Origin of the sequence: Burkholderia sp. IMCC1007 (genome assembly GCF_027257875.1) — a bacterium.
Lineage (GTDB): Bacteria > Pseudomonadota > Gammaproteobacteria > Burkholderiales > Burkholderiaceae > Burkholderia.
Genome location: NZ_JAPVQY010000057.1, coordinates 38,421 through 51,359 on the forward strand (window position 1 = coordinate 38,421; position 12,939 = coordinate 51,359).

Genomic DNA, 12,939 nt, shown 5'->3' on the forward strand with positions numbered 1-12,939 from the left:
CATATCGGCGAATGATCGTTATATACCGTCGCCCCGAAATATTGTCAACAGTTTTCAGTTTCCAAAAACCGGTCCCATGCGCCGATACATGGACGAAACCGCGGACGAAGCCGGCCCGCGCGCGGACGTCGCGCGGCGGCGAATGGGATCCGCCGAATCGCGCGACGCCGGCCTGCCGTCAGGCCGTCTGCTTCACCGGCCCCGGGTCGCTGTGGCTCGGCCGGCCCGTCTCGACGTGGCCCGCGAAGCGGCGCACGACCTTGTCGTCGCCGCCGCGCAGCGTCGTCGCGGTAATCGTCAGATCGTACCAGCCGTGACTCGACGACAGCTCGAAGTGATCCTCGATGCGCGCGCCCGGCTCCAGCGTGTAGCTGCGCGCCTGCGCATGGCTGTACGCGTTGTCGACGACCACGCTGCAGCGCTCGCGGCCGCTGTTGCGCAGTTGCAGGTACACGTGGCGGTTGCGCACGTCGTAGCCGATCTTCGCTTCGGGGTTCGCGTGGCGGGCGTCGGCCGCCAGCCGCGTATTGCCCTGGAACTCGCACAGATAGCCGTTCGGGCCGTACGCGGCGAGATGGTAGTCGCCGCCCGCGGCCGACGTGCTCCACGTATCGGCGAACCGGTCGTGCGACGACACCGCATAGCGGCGCGGCGGCGTCGCCGGATTGCGGCGGTCGTACACGTAGAACGCGGCACCGGCATCGCCCGTGTTCGCGAAATCGAGCGACACGCTGTCGTCGCCGCCGTTCACGCGCGCATGCACGAACAGTTCGTACGGCAGCGCGCGTGCCGGACGCGTGCCCGCTTCCTGCGCTGGCATCGACTGCTGCGCGGGCACCTGATATGCGTGGCCGGCGGTGGCGATGTGCTGCGGCACCGTGAAGCTCACCGTGCGCGTGTCGGGGCGTGCGGAGAAATCGAACGCCGACGTGAGGTCGCCGCAGATCGACCGGCGCCACGCGCTGATATTCGGCTCCTGCACGCCGAAGCGCGCCTCGAGGAAACGCAGCACCGACGTATGGTCGAACGTTTCCGAGCAGACCCAGCCGCCCTTCGTCCACGGCGAGATGATGATCAGCGGCACGCGCGGCCCGAGGCCGATCGGCTGGATGCCGCCCGGGTCCGCGCCCGGCACGAGCGGGCTCATCTCGCCCGGGTACTTGTTCAGGTCGAGCAGTTCGTCGCCGAGATTCGACAGCAGGTTCGACGACACGATGCCCTGGCCGCCCACGCCGCTCGTGACCGGCGGCACCGGCGGCACGACGTGGTCGAACAGCCCGTCGTTCTCGTCGTAGTTCAGGATGAACACCGTCTTCGCCCACACCTCGGGGTTCGAGGTCAGCGCCTCGAGCACCATGTTGATGTAGAACGCGCCGTCGGTCGGCGACGCCTGCGGGTGCTCGCTGTACTTGTACGGCGCGACGATCCACGACACCTGCGGCAGCCGGTTGGCCTGCACGTCGGCCTTCAGCTCGGCGAGCGTGTGGTCCGACGCGCCCTTGTCGACGAGCGGGCCGCTCGCGCCTTCCTTCACCTGGAAGCGCTTGAAGAACATCAGCGAATTGTCGGTGTAGTTGTCGGTCGGGTCGCCCGGAATGCCGGTGCCGCCCTGGTACACCTTCCAGCTGATCTTCGCGTTCTCCAGACGTTCGGCGTAGGTCATCCACGTGTAGCCGTTCACGTCGTCGCGCTCGCCGATGCCCGGGCCGTTCGGCGGGTTGCCGTAGACGTTGCGCGGGTCGATCGTGCCGGTCCACAGGTAGATGCGGTTCGGCGCCGTGTCCGCGTGCGCGGAGCAGAAGTACGAATCGCAGATCGTGAACGCGTCGGCGAGCGCGTAGTGGTACGTGAGGTCCTGGCGCTTCAGGTAGCCCATTGTCAGCACGTCCTGCTTCTGGTTCACCCACTGGTCCCACTGGCCGTTGTTCCAGGACAGATGCCCGCTGCTCCAGCCGTGGTTGGTGCCCGGCTGGAATTCGGTCGTCTGCTTCGGATCGAGGTAGAACGGCAGCACGTACGGCGCGGCCGGATCGAGCCCGCGCGAATGGTAGTTCTTCGTGAATACCGATGCCGGCGGCTGTTGCCACACCGGTGCGCCGTTCGGCAGCAGGTGCGGACGCGGGTCGTTGAAGCCGCGCACGCCGCGCAGCCCGCCGAAGTAATGGTCGAACGAGCGGTTTTCCTGCATGAAGATCACGACGTGCTCGACGTCGCGGATCGTGCCGGTGCGATACGCGGCCGGCATCGCCAGCGCGTTGCGGATGGCCGGCGGGAAGCCGGCGTAGGCGGCCATCGCGCCGGCCGACTGGGCGGCAAGGCGCAGGAAATCGCGTCGATTGGTGGCGGACATGAAGAAGATCCTGTTTGTCGTAGGAGGGATGGCGCCGGTCGAGCGGGGCCGGCGGTCGGTGCGTTGACGCTATTAGTCCGCACCGGCATGTCCCGGCCGTGACCGGTTCCAGCAGGTTTCTTGCGCTCACCCCCAGCTTTTTTGCGAAGCGGCGCCCGGCGCGCCTTTCATCCGCGCGACACATGCGCGCGCTACGCTGACGCGCGATGAAGAGGAGAGAAGCCGAGTCGTGTTCGATCAGCTGAAGGCGTTCCATGCGACCGTCCGGCAGGGCAGCATCACGCGCGCCGCACGCCACCTCGGCGTGAGCCAGCCGACGATCGCCGCGCAGATCCGGCAGGTCGAGCAGCTGTACGGCGTCGAGTTGTTCTACCGCAGCGGCCGCAAGCTCGAGGTCACCGAGACCGGCATCGAGCTGCTGCCGCTCATCGAGAAAATGATCGCACTCGAGGCGCAGGCCGACATCATGCTGCGCAACATCGGCGGGCTGTTCGAAGGTCAGCTGCGGATCGGCGCGACCGGGCCGTACTACATCATGGATGCGGTCGGCCGCTTCTCGCACGCGCATCCGTCGATCGCGCTCACGTGCCGGATCGGCAATTCCGAGGAAATCCTGCAGGCGCTGCACGAATTCCGCATCGATCTCGCGGTGTCGTCGCAGCGCAATGACGCGGACGGCCTCGAACGCAGGGTGATCTCGACCGATCCGCTGGTGCTCGTCGTGCATCGCGACCATCCACTCGCGCGCTTCGACGCGATCGATGCCGCGCAGCTCGCCGCCGTACGGCTGCTGATTCGCGAGGATGGCTCGGTCACGCGCCGCTGCACGGAGACGATCCTTGCAGCGGCCGGTGTCGCGGCCACATCGGTCGCCGAGATCGGCAGCCGCGAAGCGATCCGGGAGGCGATCCTGCACGACGTCGGCGGGAGCCTCTTTCCGCGCGGCGAGGCCGAGCGCCATCCGGACCTGCGCGTCGTCGCGCTGCGCGGCGTCGACACGACGATCGACGAATACGTGTACTACCTGAAGGCGCGCCGCCACAGCCCCGCGATCGATGCGTTCCTCGCGTGCATGCTGCCGGCGCGGCATGCGACCGACGATGCGGCGCGTGCCGCGCGCGCGACGCCGCAGGTGAGCGCGCGCTGAGCCACCGCGCGTTCACCCGTTTCGCACATTTCCTTCGTACGCCCGAGCGCTTTTCCCGCGCGTTCCGTCGTTGTTGTCCTCGTGCGTTCCTTGTTGCCGCCCGCCGCGCCGGCGCGCGTCATTTCGGCAGCGCCGGAATCATCCACGTCAGCACGTGCTGCTGCAGGAACACCAGCACGCCGAGCAGCAGCGTGAGAATCACGCTGTGCCAGAACGTGCGCGCGAACACGACGCCCTCCTGCCCCTTCAGGTCCGTCGTCGACACGCCCGTCGCGATGTTCTGCGGCGAGATCATCTTGCCCATCACGCCGCCCGACGAATTGGTCGCGGCCATCAGCACCGGATCGAGGCCGAGCTGCCGTGCGGCGACGACCTGCAGGTTGCCGAACAGCGCATTGCCCGACGTGTCGCTGCCGGACAGGAACACCGCGATCCAGCCGAGCGACGCCGACACGAGCGGGAACAGCGCGCCGGTGGACGCGACGCCGGTGCCGAGCGTGTAGCTGATCCCCGAGTAGTTCAGCAGGTACGCGAGACCGACGATCATCATCACCGTGATGATCGCGATCCAGGTCTGCCGCCACGTCTTGACCGCGCATTCGAAGAACGCGCCGATGCCCGTGCGCGTCAGCACGGCCGTGATGATTGCGGCCACGAGGATCGCGGTGCCGGTGCCGAGCGGCTGGAAGTCCCAGATCGCCGCATACGGCTTGTGGTACAGCGACACGTAGACCGTGTTGTGCAGGCCCGGCCACTTGATCTTCACGTCGCCGATCGCGGCGATGTTCGCGTGCACCCAGACGATCACGACCACCGACACGACGATCCACGGCAGCCAGCCGCCGAAGCCCGCGCGCGCGGCGCCGGCCGTGGCGGGCACGCTGCGCGCGAGCGCGAACTGCGGATCGGGCTGCGGCTTCCACAGCTGCAGGAAGCCGATCGTGACGATCAGCGACGTGAGCGACGACAGCACGTCGGTGAGCTGATAGCCGAGGAAGTTCGACGTGACGAACTGCGCGATCGCGAAGCTGCCGCCGGACACGAGCAGCGCGGGCCACAGTTTCGCAATCGAGCGCAGGCCGCCATACGCGCCGACCACGTAGAACGGCAGCAGCAGCGCGAAGAACGGCAGTTGCCGGCCGACCATCGCGGCGAGCGTCGTCGGCGGCAGCGACGTGACCGCGCCGAGCACGGTGATCGGCACACCGAGCGCGCCGAACGCGACGGGCGCCGTGTTGAACAGCAGCGTGTAGGTGAGCGCTTCGAGCGCGGGAAAGCCGAGCGCGATCAAGAGCGCGCTGGTGATCGCGACCGGCGTGCCGAAGCCCGAGATCCCTTCGAGCAGACAGCCGAACGAGAACGCGACGACGAGCAGCACGAGGCGCCGGTCGTCGGGCAGGTTGTCGAGCATCCACTGCCGGAACTGGTCGAAGCGGCCCGACTTCACCGCGATGTTGTATAGCAGCAAGGCGTTGAAGACGATCCACATCACGGGCACGACCGCGAGCGCCATGCCGGCGCCGACCGCGTCGAACGCGAGCCCCGCGGGCATGCCCCACGCGCCGATCGCGACCGCGAGGCCGGCGACGAGCCCCGCCAGCGACGCCTGCCACGCCGGCCGGCGCAGCACGCCGAGCGCGATCAGCGCGATCGCGATCGGGATCACCGCGACGAGAAACGACAGGAACAGCGAGTTGGCGACGGGCGTCAGCGGCTGTGCGAACAGGATGCCGGGCGGCAGGGCGGCAGTGGGATTCATCGTGTCTCCGTTGTCGACTGGAGTTGGCGCTTTAACGCGTGCCCCGGTCCCGTATCAAACGTGCGTTCCACGGCGGCGAAGATCATCCGACGCTTGCGCATGCAACCATGCGACAGCGCCGACCGATCGGTCGCTTAAAAGAGGTTAGGAGGCGCATCGCGCTTGCACAAGGGGGGACAAGCCCGATGCGCTGGGCCCGCGACACGCCGCCGGCCGCACGATGAACGGCGAATGGCAGCCCGCTGACGCGCGCGTCAGCAAACCGTCGTCGCAATGTTGCGCAGCCGGCAAAGGTGCCTGACGGCGAGCGGGATGTTTCGTTTGGCGTCCGAAGCCTAGACTGGCCACATCGATTCCGCCCGCGCCGACACGTGCGCGGCTCCGGAACTTCACGGAGCTAACACGATGAAAACGATGAAACTTGCGGCCTGCACGTTACTGCTGATCGGCTCGGCCGTTGCCGCCCAGGCCCAGGCCGCGTCAACGCTGACGCGTGCGGACGTTCGCCAGGAACTCGTGGAATTGCAGGCTGCCGGCTACCGCGCGAGTCTCGCGAGCAGTCCCGACTTTCCGCAGAACATGCAGGAAGTCATGCAGCGTGCCGCGCAGGCGCGCGGCGACGCGGCCGGCTACGGCAGCGACGGCCGTGCAAAGGTGGAATCGGGAAAGCCGGCACTGCCGCAGGTGGTCGATCGTGACACGTACGCGCATCACTGAAGCGGGAGCGGGAGCGAGAGCGAGAGCGGGAGCGGGAAAAACCGCCGCGTGCGCATGAACGCACTGCGCCGCGGCCGGCAATCGGCATGCCCGCCGCGCGATGCGCAGCGGGCTGCCGCGGTCACACGCTGAAGCGGTTCAGCGTGTACGCACGATAGGCCGCGACGAACGCGTCGAACGATCCGGCCTCCTTCGCTTCGAGCTCGGCCTGCTCGGCGAGCGACTTCGCCGCAAGCGCCTGCTCGGCGCGCAGCGTCTCGGCCGACGGCGGGTTCGCACGGAAGTGCGCGGCATGCGCTTCGCTGTGCGCGCGCGCGAAGTCAAGGAACGACTGCCCGTTCTCGCGCATCGTCCGCAGCACGCGCGCCGACGGCGTGCGTTCCGGATCCGCAAGCTTGTCGCGCTGCGCGGCGATCGCGCGCACATGCTCGTCGCCGCCGCGAATTTCGTCGAGACGGCGCCCGATGGTTTCGATATCGGTCATCAGGTCGTCCGCCCACGCCTGCAGCGTGACCGGCTGGCCGTCGCGCGTCAGCGTGAGCCCCGGCTTGCGGCCATCGAGCGTCACGCTGCCGAAGTTCGCATTCGCTTCCTTGTACGCATCGCAGTCGAGCGCCGGGCTGTCGTCGAGCGCGCAGGCGAGCAGGAACGCGTCGATGAAGCGCGCGGTTTCGAGCGCGATGCCGGTCGGCTCGAACGGGTCGATGTCGAGGCAGCGCACTTCGATGTACTGCACGCCGCGCGACGCGAGCGCATGCAGCGGACGCTCGCCCGAATACGTGACGCGCTTCGGCCGGATCGTCGAGTAGAACTCGTTCTCGATCTGCAGCACGTTCGTGTTGATCTGGATCCACTCGCCGTCGCGATGCGTGCCGATCGCCTCGTACGGCGGATACGGTTCGCTCACGGCCTTCGACAGCGCGTCGAGATAACCGGGCAGCGTGTTGTAGTCGACGTGCAGCGCGGCCTGCGCGGTCGTGTTCGAGTAACCGAGATCGCTCATCCGCAGGCTCGTCGCATACGGCCGATACAGCGTATCGGCATCGAACGCGTCGAGCTTGTGCGGCTTGCCGCGCAGGAATTTCGTGTCGAGCGCAGGCGATGCGCCGAACAGGTACATCAGCAGCCAGCTGCGGCGGCGGAAGTTGCGGATCTGCGCGAGATAGCGCTCCGACTGGTAATCGACGAGCGTGGCCGTCGAGCCTTCTTCCGCATGCAGGCGCCGCCACACTTCCTCGTGCAGCGAGTAGTTGTAGTGAATGCCCGCGATGCACTGCATCGTGCGACCGTAGCGATACGCGAGGCCGCGGCGGTACACCGTCTTCAGGCGGCCGATGTTCGACGTGCCGTAATCGGCGATCGGAATGGCATCGTCGGCCGGCAACAGCCCCGGCATCGACTCGTTCCACAGCATCTCGTCGCCGAGCGACGCATACACGTAGCGGTGCAGATCGTCGAGACGCTCGAGCGTGATCGATGCGTCGGGTTCCGCCGGCGTGATCAGCTCGATCAGCGCCTCGGAATAGTCGGTGGTCACGGACGGGTGCGTGAGTGCCGAACCGAGCGCGCGCGGATGCGGCGTGAACGCGATCATCCCGTCGCGCGTCACGCGCAGGCTTTCCTTTTCGATGCCGCGCAGGCCGTCGGGCAGACGCTGCCGCGTCGGGCCCGAGCTCAGCGCTTCGAGACGATTCAGCAGCAGTTCGGACTGGCGGTGAGTCATGGTGTTCGACATGGAGACGCAAGTGCGTGGCGGCCGCGTGCAGAACGCCGCGCGCGGCCGGCTGGATTATTGGTCGCTTCGTTGGTAGCGGGCACTTTAACATCTCGCCGTAACGCGCGCTTGAGGCGGCTCCGGGCCGGCCGCACGCGGCGCAGCGGGCCGCCGGACGGGGCGATCGCGGCCATCGCGTCGTGCGCGGCCGGCTTCGCGTCGACCGGGTGAACGTGGCGCGCGGTGCGAATTCGTCCGACGGAACGCGGCGCACGCCTCTGCAGCGACAGGTGCAACCGGCGCTATCGAACCGTCGACGCATGCCCGCCGTATGCGAACCGCGCTGTGCATTCAACACGACAGTCATCCGATCGGCCGAATCGCGCGCAGCATCCCAACCTTGAGGAGCCCGACCGATCCACCCGGCGTTCGCCTCGCGCGGGCTGCATCGCAGCGTGGCTCGCCCGCCCGCCGCGCCCCTCATCCGCCCCGCGCGCCGCCGGCCCGGTCCGCCACGTCGTTCCACAGATGCAGCGCCGCATACGCGCGCCACGGCCGCCAGCCCTCGGTGCGGCGCTTCTGGCTCGCGAGCCGGTCGAGCGACGGATCGCGCGCGATGATCGACTGCATCAGCACGAGATCGGACGCCGGCCACGCGTCGGGGTCGCGCCAGGCGCGCATCGCGATGTATTCGACGGTCCACGGGCCGATGCCCGGCAGATCGAGCCATGCGCTACGCAGCGTGCCGAGATCGGCATGCGCGGGGTCGAGCGGCACGTCGCCGGCCGCCACCGCGCGCGCCATGCCCGTCAGCGCCGCCGCCCGCTTGCCGGGCATCCCGATCTTCTCGAGATCGCACGCGGCCAGCGCATCCGGCGTCGGAAAACGCCACGCGGGCGCGCCGCCCGGCACGGCCGTGCCGTCCTCGTGCGCGACGCGCTCGCCCGCCCGTTCGACGAGCCGGCCGACGATCGTCGTCGCCGCCTTCACGCTCACCTGCTGGCCAACGATCGCGCGCACCGCGAGTTCGAACCCCGACCACGCACCCGGCACGCGCAATCCCGGCGCGGCCTCGACGAGCGGCGCGAACCACGGATCGCGCGCGAGCCCGCCGCCGATCGCGGCCGGATCGGCGCCGAGGTCGAACATCGATGCGACGCGACGCGCGAATGCATCGTCGACATGACGCGCGGCCGCCCCTTCGACCGTCGCGATCAGGCAATGCCTGCGCGGATGCTTCGTGACGGTGAGCCGGCCCGCGTCGCCGTTCAGATCGACGATGCGGCGATACACGCCGTCGACGACCTGCTCGACACCCGGAATCGCACGTCCGCTGAAGAAGCGCAGCACGCGCGCCCAGTCGTACGGCGCCTTGAAGCGCAGTTCCAGCTGCGCGGACGGCGGCACATGGCCGCCGCTCGCGATGGACGTGATCGTGTTTTTTTCAATGCTCAAGCTGCGTTGTCCTCCGCCACGACATCGGTTTCATCGCCGTGCGCGTGGCGCGCCTCGGATGCGAGCAGCGTGGCCTTGCGGCGCACGCCCCAGCGATATCCGGCGAGCGCGCCGCCCTTCTGCACGACACGGTGACACGGAATCGCGAGCGCGACCGGGTTCGACGCGCATGCCGACGCGACGGCCCGCACCGCGCGCGGCGCGCCCAGCGCCTCGGCGATCTGCGAATAGCTGCGCGTTTCGCCGTACGGGATATGCGTGAGCGCTTCCCACACGCGCTGCTGGAACGCGGTCGGCGCGATGTCGAGCGGCAGGTCGAACGCGTGCCGCGTGCCGTCGAGGTACGCCCGGATCTGCGCGACGAACGGCGCGAGCCGCGACGGCGCTTCGACCAGTTCGGCGCGCGCGAACGCGTCGTTCAGCTCGGCGACGAGCATCACCGGCGTGTCGCCGAACGCGATCCGGCAGATCCCTTGCCCGGTCGCGGCGACGAGCACCGTGCCGAGCGGCGTCGCCGCGGTCGCATAGTCGATCCGCAGGCCCTCGCCCTGGCGGCGGAACGCGGACGGCGCCATCCCGAGCTCACGCGGCACCGATGCATAGAGCCGCGACGGCGAATTGAAGCCCGCGTCGACCGCTGCCTGCGTGACCGGCTGCCCGCTTTGCAGCGCCTGCCGCAGCGCGGCGCCGCGCCGTGCGGCCTGGTACTGCCGCGGCGACACGCCCACCACGCGCTTGAAGAGCCGCTGCAGATGGAACGGGCTCACGTGCACGGCGTCGCTCAGTTGCTGCAGCGTGAGCCGCTCGGCATGCGCGTCGAGCACCGCGCACGCGCGATTGACGATTTCCAGCTCGCGCGGCAGCCCTTCCGGCTGGCAGCGCTTGCACGGGCGGAACCCGGCCGCACGTGCGGCGGCCGGATTGGCAAAGAAGGACACGTGCTCGCGCCGCGGCAGCCGCGACGCACAGCTCGGGCGGCAGAACACGCCGGTCGTGCGCACGGCATAGAAGAACGCGCCGTCCGCATGCGGATCGCGGGCGGTCACGGCGCCCCAGCGGGCATCGTCGGTCGGATAGGCGGTTTTCATCTGAACCTCGCACTTTCTAGTGTAGTTGGTGCCTACTCTAGACATCGGCACATGCCGTCGCGCCCTGAATCTTGCTCTGTGATTCGCGTCGACGAAAGCGTGACATAAAGCGGGGACATGTCGATCACGATCGATCAGACGAAAGGCGGCGCGCGCTCTGTTGAAGCGCCGCTTTCGTCATCATTCCGTCATCCTTTTGCTGCGGTGCGGCTGCGACAAATCGCCATCCTGACGATTTTTTACACTTGAAATATTGCAACGCACCATCGCCGTGTGTATAGTTGGAACTGTCTCCTCCATGTCTCCTCCTGATATGGATTAAGCCCGTTCCGCCTTGCGTGAACGGGCTTTTTTTCGTCCATCGATCGCGGCCGTTCCGGCGCGCGTCGCCGGGGCGGTCTACACTCGGTGCACGCCGTACACGAAGGAGTGCCGCTCATGAAACCGACCATCCGCGCGATCGATCACGTCGTGCTGCGCGTGACCGACATGGCCGCGATGACGCGCTTTTACTGCGATGCCGTCGGCTGCCACGTGGAGAAGGAACAGCCGGACCTGGGGCTCGTGCAGTTGCGCGCGGGCGACGCGCTGATCGACCTGCTGTCGGTCGGCGGCCCGATCGATCGCGCTGACAGCGGGCTGCCGGGCACCGGGCGCAACCTCGATCACCTGTGCCTGCGCGTCGAGCCGTTCGATCCCGCCGCGCTGACCGAGCATTTCGCCGCCCACGGCGCGCGGCCGGGCGCCCCCGCCGAACGCTACGGCGCGGGCGGCTACGGGCCGTCGATCTATCTGTTCGATCCCGAAGGAAACATGCTGGAATTCAAGGGGCCGCCCGCCGCGCTCGGCTAAGCGGTGCTCACGCGTCCGCGCGCGCCTTCAGCACCGTCCATTCGACCGCGACGGGATCGTGATCCGCGCTCGAGATCCAGGCGGCGCCGTCCTGCACCGTGCACTGCAGGCGCATCGTGCGCTCGGCGAGCCGCCCGAGCGCAGTCGCGACGCCGTCGGCCAGCGACAGCACCTGCACGTTGCGCAGCCGTTCGACCTTGCTGCGCACGCCCTGCCACCAGATATCCGACGTCTTGCCGCCGTACGCGATCACCGTGACCTGTCCGGCGCGGCCGGCGGCCTTCGAGATGCGCCGCTCGTCGGGCTGGCCGGCTTCGATCCAGACGTCGATCGCGCCCGTCAGGTCCTTTTGCCACAGATCGGGTTCGTCGACGTCCGACAGCCCCTTGCAGAACTCGAGACGCTCGTGCGCGAACAGCGCGAACGCGACGATGCGCACCATCATCCGGTCGTCGGTTTCGGACGGATGGCGCGCGACCGTCAGCGCGTGATCGGCGTAGTAATGCCGATCCATGTCGGCAATTTGGAGTTCGGCTTTGTAGATTGTGGATTTCAGCGCCATGCGGATACGGCCCGGGCGGGCATTCGGTTCGGTCGGGTCGTGATGATACCGAATGCGCGCCGCCCGGCGCGCGATGTGCGCTTCACAGCACGACGGCCCGGCATCGGCCGGGCCGCATTCTGGGCGCGCCGCCGGCGTGCCCGGCCGGAGCGCGATGGCGAGAGGTACGCTGCGGATTATTGCTTGACGAAGCGCGAATCGGTCCAGAGGCCTTGCTGGTCGCTGTTGTCGGCGCTCACGAACTGCACGTCGCCCTGATCGACCGACACCACGCGGAAACGCTGGCCTTCCGGCACCGACAGGCAACGGTAGTCGTCGAAGTACTGCTGCCTTGCCTGCGACTTGCCGTCACGCTCATGACTCAGTACGGAGTCCAGATTGTCTTTCGACAGACAGCCCCATGCATTCTTCGTCAACTGGATTTCCTGCTTCGGCTTGACGGCCGAATCACCGTCTGCCTGGGCAATCGATGCGAAGGAAAATGCGCCGACAAGGGCGAAAAGGACACCGGCTCGCTTCATCATATTTTGTCTCCAGGCTTGCGGGCACCAGGCTGGGTTAGCTATGTGTTTAAAGGTGATCGTGAACCCGCGTTTTTCACTTTAGAAGACCGGCAAGCGATATCAAGCACATTTGTTGTGCGATCGCAATAGCGGCCGATTGTCGCACCCTGCGCGCGGTCGGATTTTCGCGCTCCGCGCATGCGTGGCGACACTTGCCGTGCCGCGCACGGCCCCGCGCGACCGAGCGCAAAGCACTGCCCGACAAGGCTTTCAGCACAGTTACGATACGTCGATTGAACGGTTCGGATAATTCAATCCAATACCAGGTGGGGCGGTTTCAAGAGCGAAGTGCAACACCTCGCGGGTTACTGAACAGGGACTCGGTCGGTGGGGTTAGCCAGGACCTGAGCAAGGATTTGCAGAGGCGTGTACCAGTTCAGCGTGGCACGCGGTCGTGTATTGAGCTTGTCAGCAATCTCGTCGAGGTCCTCTTGAGAGTAAATGGACAGATCCGTGCCCTTGGGCAAGTACTGACGCAGCAGGCCGTTGGTGTTTTCGCATGTACCGCGCTGCCAAGGGCTGTGCGGGTCACAGAAGTAGACGCGCACGTTGGTCGCGGCCGTCAGTTCGGCATGTCGGGCCATTTCGCGACCTTGATCGTAGGTCAGGGTTTGACGCAGCGGCTCGACGAGCGATTGCAGTTTGGTCGTGAAGGCGGCGAGCGCCGACGCAGCAGTCGCATCGGGCATCTTGGCCAGCAGCACGGCGCGGCTCATGCGTTCGACGAGCACG

Annotated in this window: 12 protein-coding genes; 4 read left to right on the forward strand and 8 right to left on the reverse strand. The window is 67.5% G+C overall.

Annotated features, from left to right (window positions below; genetic code table 11):
- Nucleotides 1–178: 178 nt before the first annotated feature.
- Nucleotides 179–2,350 carry a phosphocholine-specific phospholipase C gene (locus O1Q03_RS32515; protein ID WP_269508734.1) on the reverse strand — a complete coding sequence of 724 codons (2,172 nt, stop codon included), beginning with the start codon at nucleotides 2,348–2,350 and terminating at the stop codon, nucleotides 179–181.
- 229 nt (nucleotides 2,351–2,579) lie between these two features.
- Between O1Q03_RS32515 and O1Q03_RS32520 the strand changes: the two genes are divergently transcribed.
- On the forward strand, nucleotides 2,580–3,497 hold the full coding sequence (locus O1Q03_RS32520) for a LysR family transcriptional regulator (protein ID WP_269508737.1): 918 nt from the start codon (nucleotides 2,580–2,582) through the stop codon (nucleotides 3,495–3,497).
- Nucleotides 3,498–3,615: 118 nt separating this feature from the next.
- Here O1Q03_RS32520 and O1Q03_RS32525 read toward each other — a convergent pair whose 3' ends face one another.
- Entirely contained in the window at nucleotides 3,616–5,256 is a 1,641-nt protein-coding gene (locus O1Q03_RS32525) for an L-lactate permease (protein ID WP_269508740.1), read from the reverse strand.
- 405 nt (nucleotides 5,257–5,661) lie between these two features.
- Between O1Q03_RS32525 and O1Q03_RS32530 the strand changes: the two genes are divergently transcribed.
- Nucleotides 5,662–5,973 carry a DUF4148 domain-containing protein gene (locus O1Q03_RS32530; protein ID WP_269508742.1) on the forward strand — a complete coding sequence of 104 codons (312 nt, stop codon included), beginning with the start codon at nucleotides 5,662–5,664 and terminating at the stop codon, nucleotides 5,971–5,973.
- A gap of 121 nt (nucleotides 5,974–6,094) precedes the next feature.
- Here O1Q03_RS32530 and gshA read toward each other — a convergent pair whose 3' ends face one another.
- The 3 genes from gshA to ada form a co-directional block, all read right to left on the reverse strand.
- Nucleotides 6,095–7,708 (reverse strand): glutamate--cysteine ligase, encoded by a 1,614-nt coding sequence (gene gshA / locus O1Q03_RS32535; RefSeq protein WP_269508744.1) that lies wholly within the window; start codon nucleotides 7,706–7,708, stop codon nucleotides 6,095–6,097.
- Between the two features lie 459 nt (nucleotides 7,709–8,167).
- The gene (locus O1Q03_RS32540) at nucleotides 8,168–9,142 is read right to left on the reverse strand and encodes a DNA-3-methyladenine glycosylase family protein (protein WP_269508747.1); all 975 of its coding nucleotides are present in this window, start codon (nucleotides 9,140–9,142) and stop codon (nucleotides 8,168–8,170) included.
- Nucleotides 9,139–10,230: a bifunctional DNA-binding transcriptional regulator/O6-methylguanine-DNA methyltransferase Ada gene (ada, locus tag O1Q03_RS32545; RefSeq protein ID WP_269508749.1), complete on the reverse strand. Its 1,092-nt coding sequence runs from the start codon at nucleotides 10,228–10,230 to the stop codon at nucleotides 9,139–9,141. The genes O1Q03_RS32540 and ada overlap by 4 nt, the downstream gene beginning before the upstream one ends.
- A gap of 117 nt (nucleotides 10,231–10,347) precedes the next feature.
- Between ada and O1Q03_RS32550 the strand changes: the two genes are divergently transcribed.
- Both O1Q03_RS32550 and O1Q03_RS32555 read left to right on the forward strand, forming a co-directional pair.
- Nucleotides 10,348–10,479: a hypothetical protein gene (locus O1Q03_RS32550; protein WP_269508750.1), complete on the forward strand. Its 132-nt coding sequence runs from the start codon at nucleotides 10,348–10,350 to the stop codon at nucleotides 10,477–10,479.
- Nucleotides 10,480–10,668: 189 nt separating this feature from the next.
- Nucleotides 10,669–11,082, forward strand: a complete 414-nt coding sequence (locus tag O1Q03_RS32555) for a VOC family protein (RefSeq protein ID WP_269508752.1) — start codon at nucleotides 10,669–10,671, stop codon at nucleotides 11,080–11,082.
- A gap of 7 nt (nucleotides 11,083–11,089) precedes the next feature.
- On the opposite strand, the gene O1Q03_RS32560 is transcribed toward O1Q03_RS32555, so the two are convergent.
- The 3 genes from O1Q03_RS32560 to O1Q03_RS32570 all read right to left on the reverse strand — a co-directional run.
- Nucleotides 11,090–11,644 carry a YaeQ family protein gene (locus O1Q03_RS32560; protein ID WP_124455812.1) on the reverse strand — a complete coding sequence of 185 codons (555 nt, stop codon included), beginning with the start codon at nucleotides 11,642–11,644 and terminating at the stop codon, nucleotides 11,090–11,092.
- A 176-nt stretch (nucleotides 11,645–11,820) separates the two neighbouring features.
- Nucleotides 11,821–12,168, reverse strand: a complete 348-nt coding sequence (gene sap1 / locus O1Q03_RS32565; protein ID WP_269508754.1) for a surface attachment protein Sap1 — start codon at nucleotides 12,166–12,168, stop codon at nucleotides 11,821–11,823.
- 344 nt (nucleotides 12,169–12,512) lie between these two features.
- Nucleotides 12,513–12,939: IS30 family transposase (locus tag O1Q03_RS32570; protein ID WP_269500940.1), on the reverse strand; the 427-nt coding region annotated here is incomplete at its 5' end.

What these genes read in the sequence shown, in the direction of transcription:
- O1Q03_RS32515 (WP_269508734.1), bottom strand. Translation starts at nt 2,350, where the DNA reads ATGTCCGCCACCAATCGACGCGATTTCCTGCGCCTTGCCGCCCAGTCG.
- O1Q03_RS32525 (WP_269508740.1), bottom strand. Translation starts at nt 5,256, where the DNA reads ATGAATCCCACTGCCGCCCTGCCGCCCGGCATCCTGTTCGCACAGCCG.
- O1Q03_RS32530 (WP_269508742.1), top strand. Translation starts at nt 5,662, where the DNA reads ATGAAAACGATGAAACTTGCGGCCTGCACGTTACTGCTGATCGGCTCG.
- gshA (WP_269508744.1), bottom strand. Translation starts at nt 7,708, where the DNA reads ATGTCGAACACCATGACTCACCGCCAGTCCGAACTGCTGCTGAATCGT.
- ada (WP_269508749.1), bottom strand. Translation starts at nt 10,230, where the DNA reads ATGAAAACCGCCTATCCGACCGACGATGCCCGCTGGGGCGCCGTGACC.
- O1Q03_RS32550 (WP_269508750.1), top strand. Translation starts at nt 10,348, where the DNA reads ATGTCGATCACGATCGATCAGACGAAAGGCGGCGCGCGCTCTGTTGAA.
- O1Q03_RS32555 (WP_269508752.1), top strand. Translation starts at nt 10,669, where the DNA reads ATGAAACCGACCATCCGCGCGATCGATCACGTCGTGCTGCGCGTGACC.
- O1Q03_RS32560 (WP_124455812.1), bottom strand. Translation starts at nt 11,644, where the DNA reads ATGGCGCTGAAATCCACAATCTACAAAGCCGAACTCCAAATTGCCGAC.
- sap1 (WP_269508754.1), bottom strand. Translation starts at nt 12,168, where the DNA reads ATGATGAAGCGAGCCGGTGTCCTTTTCGCCCTTGTCGGCGCATTTTCC.